This is a genomic window from Propioniciclava soli (assembly GCF_014858005.1).
In the GTDB taxonomy this organism is placed as follows: Bacteria; Actinomycetota; Actinomycetes; order Propionibacteriales; family Propionibacteriaceae; genus Propioniciclava; species Propioniciclava soli.
In genome coordinates this window covers 144,912-158,959 of sequence record NZ_JACYOT010000009.1, presented here as the reverse complement: position 1 = coordinate 158,959, position 14,048 = coordinate 144,912, and the positions used below count along the sequence as shown (strand labels likewise).

The window sequence follows — 14,048 nt, the reverse complement described above, 5'->3', positions numbered from 1 at the left end:
ACCTGAGATTGGGACCGACCAGTCCGCGGGGCAGACAGCCCCGTGAACGAGACGAAGGAACTGCCTTGACCATGCGCACCATCGGCGCCCCGCTCGCCGTCCTCACCGCCACCGCTCTTTCCCTGACGGCCTGCGCCGCGAACGAGGGCACCTCCGCCGCCCCCGCCGGCGGCGACACGACGGCCGCCCAGACCTCGACCCTGTCGGGCACGCTCGCCGGGCGCGGCGCGTCCTCGATGAGCGTCGCCCAGCAGACCTGGATCGCCGGTTTCCAGACCGCGAACCCCGGCGTCACCGTGAACTACTCCCCTGACGGCTCGGGCGCCGGCCGGGAGAGCTTCATCTCCGGGGCCGTCGGCTACGCCGGCTCGGACCGGGCGCTCAAGGACGATGAGATGGGCGCGGGCAAGTTCGCCGGCTGCACCGCCGACTCGAACGCCCTGAACCTGCCCGTCTACATCTCCCCGATCGCCATCATCTTCAACGTCGAGGGCGTCGACGAGTTGCAGCTGACGCCGGACACCGTCGCGGGCATCTTCGCCGGCCAGATCACCAACTGGAACGACCCGGCCATCGCGGCCACGAACGAGGGCGTGACCTTCCCGGACGCCGCGATCACCGCCGTGCACCGTTCCGACGACTCCGGCACCACCGAGAACTTCACCGACTACCTCCACCAGGCCGCCCCGAGCGTCTGGACCGAGGAGGCCGACGGTGAGTGGCCGGCCGGCTTCGGCGGCGAGTCCGCCCAGGGCACCGCCGGTGTGGTGGACGCCGTCACCAACGGCGTCAACACCATCGGTTACGCGGACGCCTCGCAGGCGGGCAGCCTGGGTGTCGCCTCCGTGGAGTCGGGCACCGAGTTCGTCGGGCCGACGGCCGAGGACGCCGCCGCGCTCGTGGACGCCTCCCCGCGCATCGAGGGCCGCCCCGAGCACGACTACGCGCTCGAGCTCAACCGCACCGCCGAGGGCGCCTACCCGATCGCGCTCCTCTCCTACGCCCTGGTGTGCGAGACCTACCAGGACGCCGCCACGGCCGAGCTGGTCAAGGCGTACATGACCTACATGCTCTCCGACGAGGGCCAGGCCGCGGCCGAGGAGGCAGCCGGCAGCGCCCCGCTGTCGTCCACCATGCAGCAGAGCCTGCAGTCGGCCGTCGACTCGATCTCCTGAGTCGTCGCCCCGCCCACCCCACTCCGGGTGCCCGCCCCGCTCCACGCGGGGCGGGCACTCACCCGCTCCCCCTCATTCCCTCGTCCTTGTCTAGGAGGAAGCCGTGAGTTCCACCGCCCCGGCGGCCGAGAGCAGCGCCGCGAGCGCCGGCCTCGTCCCCACCAAGCCGCGTATCGGCGACCGCGTGTTCCAGGGCCTGTCCACGGGCTCGGGCATCGCGATCCTGGTGATCCTCGCCCTCGTCGCGGCCTTCCTCGTCCTGCGCGCCTTCCCGGCACTCACCACTGACCCCGCGACGCTGGCCGCCCAGGGCTACGGGGAGTTCTGGTCCTGGGTGCTGCCGCTCGCGTTCGGCACGGTGTGGGCCGCCATCGGCGCCCTCGTGCTCGCCGTGCCGGTGGCCATCGGGATCGCCCTGTTCATCTCGCACTACGCGCCGCGCCGGTTGGCGCAGGGCCTCGGCTACACCATCGACCTGCTGGCCGCCGTGCCGAGCGTCGTGTTCGGCCTGTGGGGCATCTTCGTGCTGGCACCGGCGCTCATCCCCCTCCACGTGTGGCTCACCACCTACGTCGGATGGTTCCCGCTCTTCAGCGGCCAGCCGTCGGGCACCGGCCGGACGATCTTCACCACCTCCATCGTGCTGGCCGTGATGATCCTGCCGATCATCACGTCGCTGTGCCGCGAGGTCTTCCTGCAGGCGCCGAACCTGCACGAGGAGGCGGCCCTCGCCCTGGGCGCCACCCGCTGGGAGATGATCCGCATGGCGGTGCTCCCGTTCGCCCGCGCCGGCATCGTGTCCGCCATCATGCTCGGCCTCGGCCGCGCGCTCGGTGAGACGATGGCCGTGGCGCTCGTCCTGTCGGGTCAGAACCGCGTCGACTTCCAGGTGCTGACGGCGGAGAACCCGAACACCATCGCCGCCAACATCGCCCTCAGCTTCCCCGAGGCCTACGGCCTGCGGATCAACCAGCTCATCGCCTCGGGCCTGGTCCTGTTCGTCATCACCCTGGCCGTCAACATGCTCGCGCGCTGGATCGTGGCGCGCCGGGCCCAGTACTCGGGAGCCAACTGATGTCCACCGCCACCGCACCGCGCCAGAGCGCCCAGGCGCCCGTCGACAACCCGTTGACCGCCGGCCAGTTGCCTTCGTGGGTGACCATCGCCGTCGGCGTGGCTGCCCTCGCCGTCAGCGCGCTCGTCTTCACCCTCCTCGACACCGGCGGCATCGCCCTCATCGTCGTGGGTGCCGTCGTGCTGTTCCTCGTCGTCATGCACATCATCTCCCTGGCCGTGGAGGGGTCGCGCCGCGCCGTCGACCGGCTGGCCAAGCACGTGGTGGTCACCATGTTCCTGCTGGCCCTGCTCCCGCTGATCTCGGTGACGTGGACCGCCCTCTCCCACGGCATCAACCGGCTCGACCCGGAGTTCTTCACCTATTCGATGCGCAACGTCGTCGGCGCTGGGGGCGGTGCCGCCCACGCCGTGTGGGGCACACTCATCATCACCGGCATCGCCACCCTGATCTCGGTGCCGATCGGCCTGCTCACGGCCGTGTACCTCGCCGAGTACGGCCGCGGCGCGCTGGCCCGCTCGATCACCTTCTTCGTCGACGTGATGACGGGCATCCCGTCCATCGTCGCCGGCCTGTTCGCCTACGCGCTGTTCACCCTCGTGTTCGGGCCCGGCACCATCAACGGCATCGCCGGTGCCGTCGCGCTGTCGGTGCTGATGATCCCCGTCGTGGTGCGTTCGACCGAGGAGTTGCTGCGCATCGTCCCCAACGAGCTGCGCGAGGCGTCCTACGCCCTCGGCGTCCCCAAGTGGAAGACGATCATGCGCATCGTCATCCCGACGGCCGTCTCCGGTATCGTCGCGGGCGTGATCCTGGCACTGGCCCGCATCATGGGGGAGACCGCACCGCTCATGATCGCGGCCGGCTTCACCCAGAGCATGAACACGAACCCCTTCTCAGGGCAGATGATGACCCTGCCGGTGTTCGTGTTCGACTCCTACGCCCGCCCGGGCATCCCGCGCGAGCCGTTCTGGGACCGGGCGTGGACCGGCTCCCTCACCCTGATCCTCATCGTCATGCTGCTGAACCTCGCCGGCCGATTCATCGCCAAGCGGTTCGCTCCCAAGACCGGTCGCAAGTAAGGAGACCCATGTCCAAGCGCATCGAAGCCAAGAACCTCGACATCTACTACGGCAAGTTCAAGGCCGTCGAGGATGTCTCGATGGTCATCGAGCCCCGGGCGGTGACCGCCTTCATCGGGCCGTCCGGCTGCGGCAAGTCGACGTTCCTGCGGTCCCTCAACCGCATGCACGAGGTCATCAACGGCGCCTACGTCGAGGGCGAGCTGCTGCTCGACGGGCACGACCTGTACGGCCCGGGGGTCGACCCGGTGAACGTCCGTCGTCAGATCGGCATGGTGTTCCAGCGGCCCAACCCCTTCCCCACCATGTCGATCAAGGAGAACGTGCTCGCCGGCCTCCGCCTCAACAACAAGCGCATGCCGGGTCGGGAGCAGGACGAGGTGTGCGAGAAGGCCCTGCGCGGCGCGAACCTGTGGGAGGAGGTCAAGAACCGGCTCGACCTGCCCGGTTCCGGCCTCTCCGGCGGTCAGCAGCAGCGCCTCTGCATCGCCCGCGCGATCGCCATGGCCCCCGACGTGCTGCTGATGGACGAGCCCTGCTCGGCCCTTGACCCGATCTCGACGCTGGCCATCGAGGACCTGATCCAGGAACTCAAGGCCAACTACACGATCGTCATCGTCACCCACAACATGCAGCAGGCCGCCCGGGTCTCCGACTCGACGGCGTTCTTCAACATCGCCGGCACCGGCGCGCCCGGCAAGCTCATCGAGATGGGCCCCACCGAGCAGATCTTCTCCACCCCGGAGAAGCAGGAGACCGAGAACTACATCACCGGCCGATTCGGCTGAGCCGCCCGCGGCCCCAGCCCCCGGCGGGGCTGGGGCCACGGACTAGAATCGCCGCATGAGCACTGCGCCAGGCTGGTACCCGGATCCGAGTGGCCAGCCAGGCATGTTCCGCTGGTGGGACGGGACGACGTGGACCACGATGGTCACCCCCGACCCCACCGGCCAGTTCCGGGGGGAGGCCGCCGGCGGGCAGTCGTACCGGGGCGGCGGGGGGCCGCAGCCGGGCTCCCTCCCCATCCATTCCGCGCAGCAGCTGAGCCACGACTACGGCCAGATCACCCAGCAGCGTCCGTCCAGCCGTCGGCCGTTGGTGGTGCTGGTGTTGGTCGGGCTGCTGGTCGTCGCGCTGCTCTGGGGTGGCGTCACGCTGTTGACCCGCATCGTGGGCAACCCCTTCACCGGGGCGCAGCCGGCGTCCAACCCCACGCTCGACGTCTGCCCCACCCAGACCCTCGACGAGGAGTCCCCCGCCCCGCACATCAATCCGGCCGGACGGGTGCAGGGCGGCAAGCTCTCCTACCCACTTCTCGGCAGCCCGTGGGGCACGGTGCAGCAGGAGGACCGGCTGGCATTCGGCCGCGACGTCTACGGCCAGCTGGTCCCGGTCGAGCCCAACTACGACGGAGTGCACAGCTGGGTGGCCTCCGTGCTGGTGGGCGAGCTCGTCGCCGGGGACGGCTTCTTCAGCCCGCAGGAGGGCTCCGAGATCGTCACCCGGTGCATCCTCGGCTCGTTCTACGGCGACGCCCGCGTCGGGCGGGAGGACAGGGTGAACCAGGCGACGACGCTCGACGGCTACGACGCGTGGCTGGTCGAGATGCACCTCACCTTCAGCATCCCGAACCTCCGCGAGACCGGCGAGACGGCCATCGTCCTCATCGTGTCGACCAGCGAGGAGTCGTCGTCCATCTTCTACGCCTCCATCCCCGACAGCCGCCCCGAGCTGTTGACGACCGCGCGGCAACTGCAGGAGCAGCTCCGGGTCGAGTCCTGACGCCCGGGGCGCCGGCCGGCCCCGCTGGGGTCAGGCCAGGTCGAGCGCCAGCAGCGCGTTCTCGATCACCTCGGTGAGCGCGGGGTGGATCCAGTACTGGCCGCGGGCCATCGTGCGAGCGTCCAGCCCCGTCGCCATGGCCTGGATGAGCGGCTGGATGAGCGTGGCGGCCTGCGGGCCGATGAGGTGGGCGCCGAGGATCTCTGCGGTCTGCCGGTCGGCGATGACCTTGCAGACGCTGTCGGTGTCCTCCAGCGCCCAGCCGTAGGCCACGCTGCCGTAGGGCTGCACGGCCACCGTGATGTCGCGGCCGTCGGCGCGGGCCTGCTCCTCCGTCAGGCCCACCGCGGCGATCTGCGGGTGGCCGAACACGGCGTGGGGCACGGCGTGGTGGTTGGACTCCACGGGGTCGTCGGGGTGGAGCAGGTTGTGCTGCACGACGCGCGCCTCGTGGTTGGCGACGTGCTTGAGCAGCCAGGGCGAGCTCACGTCGCCGAGCGCCCACACGTTCTCGGCGGTGGTGCGCTGGTGGGCGTCCACCTCGATGAAGCCGCGCGGGCCGACGGCGATGCCGCCGCGTTCGGCGTCCAACCGGTCGCTGTTGGGGACGCGGCCGGTCGCGACGAGCACGACCTCGGCGTCCACCGAGCAGGCCCGCCCGGCGTCGTCCGAGCCGTGCAGGCGGACGCCGCCGTCGACCAGCTCGACTCGCTGCGTGCTGAAGGTGCCGCGGAAGTCGGTGTACCACTCGATGGCGCGGGTGGCGCGGCGGGAGAGGTCCTCGTCCAGATCGCGGAGCATGGTGCCGCTGCGGGCCAGCACCGTCACGGCCGTGCCGTAGGCGGCGAACACGTGGGCGAACTCGGCGGCGATGAAACCCGAGCCGATGATGGCGAGGCTGGCCGGCAGCCGGTCCAGCCGCATGACGGTGTCGGAGGTGTGCGCCCGGCCCGCCGCCACGGCGTCCGCCAGACCCGGAATGGACGGCATGGTCGCCCGGGACCCGGCCGCCACCACCACCCGGTCGGCCGTGATCTGCTCCCCGGCGACCTCGAGGGTCCGTTCGCCGACGAACCGGCCGGTGGCGCGGTAGAGGGTGACGTTGTCGGCGAACTGCCGGTACGACTCGCCCCCGGACGAGATCGCGTCGATGCGTTCGAAGATGCGGTCGCGGATGGCGGGCCAGTCGGCGCGGGGGCTGCCCAGGTGGACGCCCAGGGGGGCGGCCTCCTCGGGGGCGCGAGCGTAGTCGGCCGGGATCACGAACATCTTGGTGGGGATGCAGCCCACGTTGAGGCACGTGCCCCCGAAGTGGACGCCGTCGTCCAGCATCGCGACGTCCCAGTCCGCGAAACGGTCATCGACGATGGAGTTGCCCGAACCGGTACCGATCACACAGAGGTCGAAGTGGCGCACCGCCCCAGTCTGTCACGCGCCCCCCAACCCACAACGGGTCCCCGCTGGGGCACCGCCTCCGCCGCCCGCCCGGCCACCGCCCGGCCGCAAGGTCGGCCACCTCCCCGGCCGCAAGGTCGGCATTTGGACCCGAGGAAATGGCGCCATGGCGCCATTTCCTCGGGTCCAAATGCCAACTTCGCGGGCGCTCCCGGGTCACGTGGCGACCCGGGAATCCACGTGGCGCAGTGGAGCTCACGTGGCGGCCCGTGCAAGGGCCTCCACGTGAGCCGCACTGCGCCAGATGGAGGGGAGGTGCGCCAGGTGGAAGTGAGGTGCGCCACGTGGAGGTGGGGTGCGCCACGTGGAGGTGGGGTGCGCCGCGTGACCAGTCGGCGCCTTACTCCCGGACGGGGTGGATCCGGGGACGCGGCCGGCGGGCCTCAGATGCCCGCGTAGGAGTGCAGGCCGGTGACCAGCAGGTTGATGCCGACGAAGTTGAACCAGAACGTCGCCACCCCGAGCACCGCGAGCCACGCGGCGCGGCGTCCCTTCCAGCCGGCCGTCGCGCGGGCGTGGAGGTACGCGGCGTACACCACCCAGGTGATCAGCGACCAGGTCTCCTTCGGGTCCCAGCCCCAGAACCGCCCCCACGCATAGTCGGCCCAGACGGCACCGGCGGCGATGGTGAAGGTCCACAGCGGGAACGCGAAGGCGTGGATGCGGTGCGCAAAGACGTCCAAGGCCCGCGCCGACGGCAACTTGTCGACATAGCCACCCACGCGTCCGCGCCGCTCGGCCCGGTCGCGCACCAGGTACAGGATCGACGCGATCGCCCCCAGGTTGAAGGCCGCGCCCGCGATGGCGGCCGCAATGATGTGGACGATGAACCACACCGAGTGCAGGGCCGGCACCAGAGGCGCCACGGCGACGTAGAACACCGTCACGGCGAGCCCCTGACCCACGGTCAGCAGCAGCGTCACCGGCAGCCCCAGCCAGCGCATGCCGAACCGGGTGGCCAGGAGCAGATGGGTGGCCGCCGCCAGCAGGAGCGTCGTGGTGGTGAACTCGTACATGTTGCCCCACGGGAAGCGGTCCGCCGCCACCCCGCGCAGCACGACGCCGATCAGGTGCGTCAGCAGGCCGATGAACGTCAGCGCCAGCCCGATGCGACCGAACAGGTCCACGCGGACCGGCTCGGAGGGGGACCGGGCCGGTTCGGACGCGCCGTGCTCCGGCTCGGGGGCGGCGCGTCCCGATCCTGCCGCGACCAGCACCGGCTCCGCCGCAGGCGCCGCGCTGCGCGCCGAGGCCCACTCCACGGCGTGCGCGCACATGGCGAGCAGGTAGATGACCCAAGACGTCACCATCGCCAAGTTCGACCAGCTCTCCATCAGCCCACTCCCTGTTTGCCGAACAACTCCGCACCAGTGTCCGTCACCGCCGGGGTCTCCGCCAGCTCGGCCACGCCCGCCGCCCGGGCCAACGCGACCACATCGTCCCCGAGGCCCTGGGCCGTGTCGGTGCGGTCCAGCCCGCCGGCCACCACGCGGGTGGTGCCGTCGGCGTCCGCCACCCGCACCCAGAGCCGGCGTGGCCGCACGTACAGGCTCAGCCCCAGCCCGGCGATCGCGAGCAGGATCGACACCGCGGCCAGCCACAACCCCGGCTCGGAACTCACCTGCAGCTTCACCCAGCGCTGCCAGTCGGAGAACTCCACCGTGGAGCCGTCCGGCAGGTCGACGATCTGGCCGGGCGCGAGCCGGAACGCCACGGGGGCACCCTCGGCCGTGGTCATCTGCGCCAGGTCGTCCTTGTTGATCGAGTACACCGACTCGGGCGCCGACGTCTCCTCCCGGGGCGGGCCGGCCCACACCGTGAGGAACAGCTCGGGCACCAACGCGTCGGGGAACACCGAGTGGGGGCCCTGCTCGTCCACCACCGCGGTGGGCAGGAACCAGCCCTCGAGGGCGAGGTACTCGGGCCGGGCGTCCGGCGCCTTGACGACGCCGAGGGAGGAGAAATTGCCGTCCTGGGGCAGGAACACCACCGGCCCGGAGGTGGCGACGTTGCCCTGGGGATCGGTGATCGTGATGACCGGCGCGTAACCGTGACCGATCAGGTGGACGTTGGTGCCGTCGACCCGCAGCGGGTGGTTGACCTCGATGGTGGACGCCTGCGGCTCGGCCCCCGGGTCGGCCGTCCGGACGTCCGCGCGGAACTCGCGCGCCGCGCCGCGCTGCACCGGGCCGGTCTCGAAGGACGCCGTGAACGCGTCGACGAAGATCGTGAAGGGCCGCAACTGCGTCGGGTTGAACGCCGCCCCCGCGCGGAAGTCGTCGTACTGGGTGAGGTTGTTGCTGAACGCCTGGCCCTCGACGACGATCACCTCGCCGCGGTAGCTGGCCAGGGTGTTCCACGCCAGCCCGCCCAGCAGCAGCACGAAGCTGAGGTGGAACACGATGTTGCCGAACTCGCGCAGGTAACCGCGCTCGGCGGCCACCGCGCCCTCCTCGCGCCGCGTCCGGAACCGGCGGGCCCGCAGCCACTGCTCTGCCGCGGCGAGGGCGTCCGGTTCCGAAGCGGTGGTGACACCCTCGGCGTGGGCGGGCAGGCGGTCCAGGCGGGCCGGGGTGTGGGGCGGGGGCGTCCGCACCGCCCGGGCGTACACGGCGATGCGGGGCACGATGCACCCCACGAGCGAGGCGTAGAGCAGCAGGTAGACGGCCGCGAACCACGGCGAGCCGTACACGTCGAACAGCCCGAGGCGCTCGTACCACTCCCCGAGCCCGGGGTTGTCGGCGATGAAGTCGCTCACCCGGATCGGGTTGACCGGGCGCTGCGGGACGAACGAGCCCGGGATGGCGGCCAGCGCCAGGATGAACAGCAGGATCAGCGCCGTGCGCATCGAGGTGAGCTGCGTCCAGAACCAGCGCAGCCACTCCATCAGATCACCAGCCCGAAGGCGCTCGCCCACTGCCGGAAGACGCCCATCAGCCGGTCCCAGAGGCCCGACAGCAGCAGGACGCCGACCGCGATCATCAGCGCCCCGCCGAGGCGCTGGAGGGTGGCGTGGTGGCGCTTCACCCAGTCCATCGTGGTCACCATCTTGTCGAACGCGAGCGCAGCGGCCAGGAAGGGCAGCCCCAGCCCGAGCGCGTACGCCAGCGCGAGGACGGCCCCCCGCACGGCGGTGCCCTCGTTCAACGCCAGGGTGAGCACCACGGCCAGCGTCGGCCCGATGCACGGCGTCCAGCCGATGCCGAACACGATGCCCAGCACGGGGGCCGCCGCGATGCCGATGCCCGGGGCGGTCGACAACCGGACGGTGTTCTGACCGAAGCGCAACACGCCGGCGAACACCAGACCCAACAGGATGGACAGGACGCCGGCGACGATCGTCAGCGCCCGGCTCCACTGCATGAGCAGGGCACCCAGGCCACCGAACAGCGCCCCGGTGCTGACGAACACGAGGGCGAAACCCGCCACGAACAGGCCCGTGCCCAGCAGCAGACGCCCCCGCGGGCCCTTCCCGGAGATCACGTCGGTGGCCGCCAGACCGGTCGCGTAGCTGAGGTAGCCCGGCAGCAGCGGCAGCACACACGGGCTGAAGAACGACACGATGCCGGCCACCACGGCCACCGGCAGCGCCAGCGCCATCGACCCACCGGCGGCAGAGGCGAACCAGGCGCCCAGGTCGAGCGGCGTCATCGGCCGGCCGCCACGTCGCCCACGAGCCCCGTCAGGGTGCTCTGGGTGGTCTCGCCGAGCACGCGGGCGGCGACGCGACCCTCTGCGTCCACCACCAGCGTGGACGGGATCGCGCTGGCCGGCAGCTGGGAGCCGAACTTGAGCAGCTCGCGTCCGTCGGGGTCGTAGACGTTGACGTAGGGCACGTCGAAGGCACGGACGAACGCCTCGGCCTGGGCCGGGTCCGGGTCACGTGTGTTGAGCCCGACGAAGACGGCCTCCCCCGCCGTCGCCTCGGCCGCGCCCACCAGGGCGGGCGCCTCCTTGCGGCAGGGATTGCACCAGCTGCCCCACACGTTGTACACGATCACGGTGCCTGCCAGCTCGGCGGAGTCGAAGGCCGTGCCGTCGAGCAGCTCGCCGGTGATCTGCGGCGCCGGCTGCCGCTGCTCGACCGGCACGATCGTCAGCGACCCGTCACCCCCCACGAATCCACCGGACGCCGTCGGCCCCGCCCCGCAACCGGCCAGCAGCGCCAGCGCGACCACGGACGCCGCTCGCGCCCCCCTGCGTCGCCCCACCGTGGCTGCGCTCACATGCCCGGCCCTAAGATCCGTGCCTTCGGCGGGTACAGGTGGTCGGCCGGCTCGGCGTAGGACACCTTGACGACGCGCGGGCCGTGGAAGTGGAAGCTGGTCACCGATGCGAGGCGGCACTCGCGGGTGATGGGGTTGTGCACGAACGAGCGTCCCTCGGCCGCCAGGCGCGCGATGAAGATCGGCAACTGGTGCGCGACGATGGCCGCCTGGCCCCCCTCACCGGCCGCTACGGCGGCGTCGGCGATGGCTGCGCGCATGCGGGTGGCGACGTCCCGATAGGGCTCACCCCAGCTCGGGAGCAGCGGGTTCCACAGGTAGCGCAGGTTCTTGGGCAGCGCGAGACGCTGGTTGAACCGGCCGAAGCTCTGACCCTCGAGGAGGTTCTCGGCCTCGATGACGCGGTGATCGGTGACGATCTCGAGCTCGGGGTGCGCGGCGGCGATCGGCGCGATCGTCTCCTGGGCCCGCTGCAGCGGCGAGCAGCGCAGGTGGGCGAGCGGCACGTCGGCGAAGTGCTCCCCCAGCGCCGCGGCCATCTGGTGGCCGAGGGCGCTGAGGCCGTAGCCCTCGGCGCGGCCGTAGAGGATGTGATCGGGGTTCTCCACCTGCCCGTGACGGCAGACGTGGACGACGGTGGAGGTCATGCCTCACAGGATAGCGGGCTCATCCGACAGCCTCGCGCAGGCGTCCGGCATCGACGAACCACAAGGAGTGTTGCGCGCCGTCCACGAAGGTGACGGGCACGTGATCGGTGTAGCGGGCCCGCAGTTCGGGGTCCGCATCCACGTCAACGGCCTGCCAGGAGATTCCCCTCTCCCGACAGACCGTCTCGACGGCGACGAGCGCATCGTCGCAGAGGTGGCACCCCTCGCGCGTCACGACCACCACGCGGGCGGACGTCAGTGCGGGGTGCACGGCCTCACTTGCCAGCGCGGCGGCGCTGGATGCGCGTCTTCTTCAGCAGCTTGCGGTGCTTCTTCTTCGCCATCCGCTTGCGACGCTTCTTGATGACCGAACCCACGTGTGTCTCCTCGTGCCGCGGCGCGGGCGCGCCGGACGGCTGTGAAATCCCAGTTGATCGCCGGCCCCAGTGGCCGGCCAAGAAGCCCAATCCTACCGGCCCCGGCGCGGGCGGCAAAACCGCGTCCGAGGGGGCCGCACCGGCCCGGTCAGCCCTGGCGGCCCAGCTCGGCGGAGCGATCCCGCGCCGCCTCCATGGCCGCCATGAACGCGGCCTTGACGCTGCGCTCCTCGAGATGGCGCAGCGCTGCGGCGGTCGTGCCGGCGGGCGACGTCACGCGTTCCCGCAGCAGGTTGGGGTGCTCGCCGGTCTCGACGAGCAGCTTCGCCGAGCCGAAGACGGTCTGCGTCACCAGGGCGGTGGCCGTGTCGCGCGGCAGGCCCAGCTGGACCCCGGCGTCGATCATCGCCTCCACCACGAAGAACAGGTAGGCCGGTCCCGAACCGGAGATGGCCGTGACGGCGTCCTGGTAGCGCTCGGGGACCACCAGCGCCCGGCCGACGGCCCCCATGACACCCACCACCTGGTCGAGGTCGGACGCCGACGCGTGCGCCCCCGCCGACACCGCGGCCATCCCCTCCGAGACCTGCGCGGGCGTGTTGGGCATCACCCGGACGACCGGGGTGCCGTCCGGCAGGCCAGCCTCGAGCTTCTCCGTGGTGACGCCCGCGCACAGGCTCACCACGAGGGCGCCGGGGCGCAGCGACTCCGCGATCTCGGGCAGCACCTCGCCCACGTCCTGCGGCTTCACCACGAGGACGACCGTGTCGGCCAGCGCCGTGGCCGGGCCGTTGTCGAGCGTCCTGACGCCGTAGCGCCCCTCGATCTCCTGGCGGCGGGCCTCGCGGCGATCGGCGGCCACCAGGTCCGTCGGGTGCCAGCCCGAGCGGAGTAGACCGGCCAACAGGGTCTCGCCCATGACACCGGTGCCGATGACGGCGAGCGTGCTCACCGCGCCGCACCCAGCTGCGCCGCCCCCAGCCGGGCCGCCACGAGCTCGGCCACCTGGATCGCGTTGAGGGCGGCGCCCTTGCGGAGGTTGTCGCCGGAGACGAACAGGATCAGGCCGCGTCCGTCGGGCACCGCCTGGTCGGCCCGGATGCGCCCCACGAAGACGGGGTCGGCGCCGGCCGCGCGGCGCGGCGTCGGCACATCGGCCAACACGACGCCGGGGGCGTCCGCCAACAGGGCGCGGGCGTCCTCGGGCGTGATCGGCTCGGCGAACTCGGCGTGGATGCTCAGGCTGTGGCCCGAGAACACCGGCACGCGCACGCAGGTGCCGGAGACCGCCAGCTCGGGCAGGTGCAGGATCTTGCGGGACTCGTTGCGGAGCTTCTGCTCCTCGTCGGTCTCCCCCGAGCCGTCGTCGACGATGCTGCCGGCGAGCGGTACGACGTTGTGGGCGATGGGTGCGACGTAGGGCGCCGGGTCACCCTCACTGAGGGCCGAGCCGTCGAGGGCCAGCACCCGGGGGTCCTCGATCGCGCCGATCTGGTCGGCGAGGGCGGCCACGCCCTTCACCCCCGAGCCGGAGACGGCCTGGTACGTGGCCACGGTCAGCCGGGTCAGGGTGGCGCGGTCGTGCAGCGGCTTGAGCACCGGCATGGCCGCCATGGTGGTGCAGTTCGGGTTGGCGATGATGCCCTTGGGCGGGTTCTCCGCGTCCTCCGGGTTGACCTCGCTGACGACCAACGGGACGTCGGGGTCCTTGCGCCAGGCCGAGCTGTTGTCGATGACGACGGCGCCGGCCGCGGCGACCCGGGGGGCGTAGTCGCGGCTCATCGTGGCCCCGGCCGACATCACGGCGATGTCGAGCCCGGAGAAGTCGGCGGTGGCGGTGTCCTCGACCGTGATCTCGGTGTCGCGCCACGGCAGGGTGGTGCCTGCCGACTTCGCCGAGCTGAAGTAGCGGATCTCGTCGACGGGGAAGGAGCGCTCCGCCAGGAGCGTCCGCATGACCTGTCCGACCTGGCCGGTCGCACCGAAAACACCAACACGCATGGCGGCCAGCCTACCGCCGGACCGTCGTCCGGTTGCTCCGGGTTCCACCGACGCCGGGGGCGTCCCACGGATTCGCTGAATCGCACCAGCGCTCCACTGAAACGCATGAGGAAAGTCGACGGCGGACTTGCACCGTGCAACCCGTGTCATGGGCGGGCGCTCGGGCCGGCACATCTCCTAGGGTCGAAACATCAAAGTTGAACGGGGCCAACGTTGGCCCGAGGAGAG

The 14,048-nt window shown here is 71.4% G+C and carries 15 protein-coding genes; 5 read left to right on the top strand and 10 right to left on the bottom strand.

Annotation, left to right across the window (positions count from 1 at the left end):
* Positions 1-71 precede the first annotated feature (71 nt).
* From pstS to IFY26_RS11625, 5 genes are all read left to right on the top strand, one after another.
* Complete coding sequence (pstS, locus tag IFY26_RS11645) at positions 72-1,175, top strand: phosphate ABC transporter substrate-binding protein PstS (RefSeq protein ID WP_232549201.1); 1,104 nt, start codon at positions 72-74, stop codon at positions 1,173-1,175.
* Between the two features lie 103 nt (positions 1,176-1,278).
* Positions 1,279-2,250, top strand: a complete 972-nt coding sequence (pstC, locus tag IFY26_RS11640; RefSeq protein WP_232549166.1) for a phosphate ABC transporter permease subunit PstC — start codon at positions 1,279-1,281, stop codon at positions 2,248-2,250.
* On the top strand, positions 2,250-3,332 hold the full coding sequence (gene pstA, locus IFY26_RS11635) for a phosphate ABC transporter permease PstA (RefSeq protein WP_232549165.1): 1,083 nt from the start codon (positions 2,250-2,252) through the stop codon (positions 3,330-3,332). The genes pstC and pstA overlap by 1 nt, the downstream gene beginning before the upstream one ends.
* An 8-nt stretch (positions 3,333-3,340) precedes the next feature.
* Positions 3,341-4,120, top strand: a complete 780-nt coding sequence (gene pstB / locus IFY26_RS11630) for a phosphate ABC transporter ATP-binding protein PstB (protein WP_232549164.1) — start codon at positions 3,341-3,343, stop codon at positions 4,118-4,120.
* 55 nt (positions 4,121-4,175) lie between these two features.
* Positions 4,176-5,114 carry a DUF2510 domain-containing protein gene (locus IFY26_RS11625; RefSeq protein WP_232549163.1) on the top strand — a complete coding sequence of 313 codons (939 nt, stop codon included), beginning with the start codon at positions 4,176-4,178 and terminating at the stop codon, positions 5,112-5,114.
* Between the two features lie 30 nt (positions 5,115-5,144).
* Here IFY26_RS11625 and IFY26_RS11620 read toward each other — a convergent pair whose 3' ends face one another.
* The 10 genes from IFY26_RS11620 to IFY26_RS11575 all read right to left on the bottom strand — a co-directional run bounded on the left by IFY26_RS11620 (position 5,145) and on the right by IFY26_RS11575 (position 13,820).
* Positions 5,145-6,530 (bottom strand): mycothione reductase, encoded by a 1,386-nt coding sequence (locus IFY26_RS11620; protein WP_232549162.1) that lies wholly within the window; start codon positions 6,528-6,530, stop codon positions 5,145-5,147.
* A 422-nt stretch (positions 6,531-6,952) separates the two neighbouring features.
* On the bottom strand, positions 6,953-7,903 hold the full coding sequence (gene ccsB / locus IFY26_RS11615; RefSeq protein WP_232549161.1) for a c-type cytochrome biogenesis protein CcsB: 951 nt from the start codon (positions 7,901-7,903) through the stop codon (positions 6,953-6,955).
* Complete coding sequence (gene resB, locus IFY26_RS11610; RefSeq protein WP_232549160.1) at positions 7,903-9,456, bottom strand: cytochrome c biogenesis protein ResB; 1,554 nt, start codon at positions 9,454-9,456, stop codon at positions 7,903-7,905. The genes ccsB and resB overlap by 1 nt, the downstream gene beginning before the upstream one ends.
* Positions 9,456-10,169 carry a cytochrome c biogenesis CcdA family protein gene (locus tag IFY26_RS11605; protein ID WP_232549200.1) on the bottom strand — a complete coding sequence of 238 codons (714 nt, stop codon included), beginning with the start codon at positions 10,167-10,169 and terminating at the stop codon, positions 9,456-9,458. The genes resB and IFY26_RS11605 overlap by 1 nt, the downstream gene beginning before the upstream one ends.
* 47 nt (positions 10,170-10,216) lie before the next feature.
* A complete protein-coding gene (locus IFY26_RS11600; RefSeq protein ID WP_232549159.1) occupies positions 10,217-10,795 on the bottom strand; it encodes a TlpA family protein disulfide reductase in 579 nt (192 codons plus the stop codon).
* Positions 10,792-11,442 (bottom strand): histidine phosphatase family protein, encoded by a 651-nt coding sequence (locus tag IFY26_RS11595; RefSeq protein WP_232549158.1) that lies wholly within the window; start codon positions 11,440-11,442, stop codon positions 10,792-10,794. The genes IFY26_RS11600 and IFY26_RS11595 overlap by 4 nt, the downstream gene beginning before the upstream one ends.
* A gap of 19 nt (positions 11,443-11,461) precedes the next feature.
* Positions 11,462-11,713, bottom strand: a complete 252-nt coding sequence (locus tag IFY26_RS11590) for a glutaredoxin family protein (protein WP_232549157.1) — start codon at positions 11,711-11,713, stop codon at positions 11,462-11,464.
* A 4-nt stretch (positions 11,714-11,717) separates the two neighbouring features.
* Positions 11,718-11,819 (bottom strand): 30S ribosomal protein bS22, encoded by a 102-nt coding sequence (locus IFY26_RS11585; protein ID WP_002550589.1) that lies wholly within the window; start codon positions 11,817-11,819, stop codon positions 11,718-11,720.
* Positions 11,820-11,967: 148 nt separating this feature from the next.
* Positions 11,968-12,771 (bottom strand): pyrroline-5-carboxylate reductase, encoded by an 804-nt coding sequence (gene proC, locus IFY26_RS11580; protein ID WP_232549156.1) that lies wholly within the window; start codon positions 12,769-12,771, stop codon positions 11,968-11,970.
* Complete coding sequence (locus tag IFY26_RS11575; protein WP_416046572.1) at positions 12,768-13,820, bottom strand: aspartate-semialdehyde dehydrogenase; 1,053 nt, start codon at positions 13,818-13,820, stop codon at positions 12,768-12,770. The genes proC and IFY26_RS11575 overlap by 4 nt, the downstream gene beginning before the upstream one ends.
* Positions 13,821-14,048: the final 228 nt, after the last annotated feature.

Bases quoted from the DNA above. Each gene is read 5' to 3' on its own strand.
- pstS (WP_232549201.1), top strand. From the start codon at position 72: ATGCGCACCATCGGCGCCCCGCTCGCCGTCCTCACCGCCACCGCTCTT.
- pstA (WP_232549165.1), top strand. From the start codon at position 2,250: ATGTCCACCGCCACCGCACCGCGCCAGAGCGCCCAGGCGCCCGTCGAC.
- pstB (WP_232549164.1), top strand. From the start codon at position 3,341: ATGTCCAAGCGCATCGAAGCCAAGAACCTCGACATCTACTACGGCAAG.
- IFY26_RS11625 (WP_232549163.1), top strand. From the start codon at position 4,176: ATGAGCACTGCGCCAGGCTGGTACCCGGATCCGAGTGGCCAGCCAGGC.
- ccsB (WP_232549161.1), bottom strand. From the start codon at position 7,903: ATGGAGAGCTGGTCGAACTTGGCGATGGTGACGTCTTGGGTCATCTAC.
- resB (WP_232549160.1), bottom strand. From the start codon at position 9,456: ATGGAGTGGCTGCGCTGGTTCTGGACGCAGCTCACCTCGATGCGCACG.
- IFY26_RS11605 (WP_232549200.1), bottom strand. From the start codon at position 10,169: ATGGCGCTGGCGCTGCCGGTGGCCGTGGTGGCCGGCATCGTGTCGTTC.
- IFY26_RS11595 (WP_232549158.1), bottom strand. From the start codon at position 11,442: ATGACCTCCACCGTCGTCCACGTCTGCCGTCACGGGCAGGTGGAGAAC.
- IFY26_RS11575 (WP_416046572.1), bottom strand. From the start codon at position 13,820: ATGCGTGTTGGTGTTTTCGGTGCGACCGGCCAGGTCGGACAGGTCATG.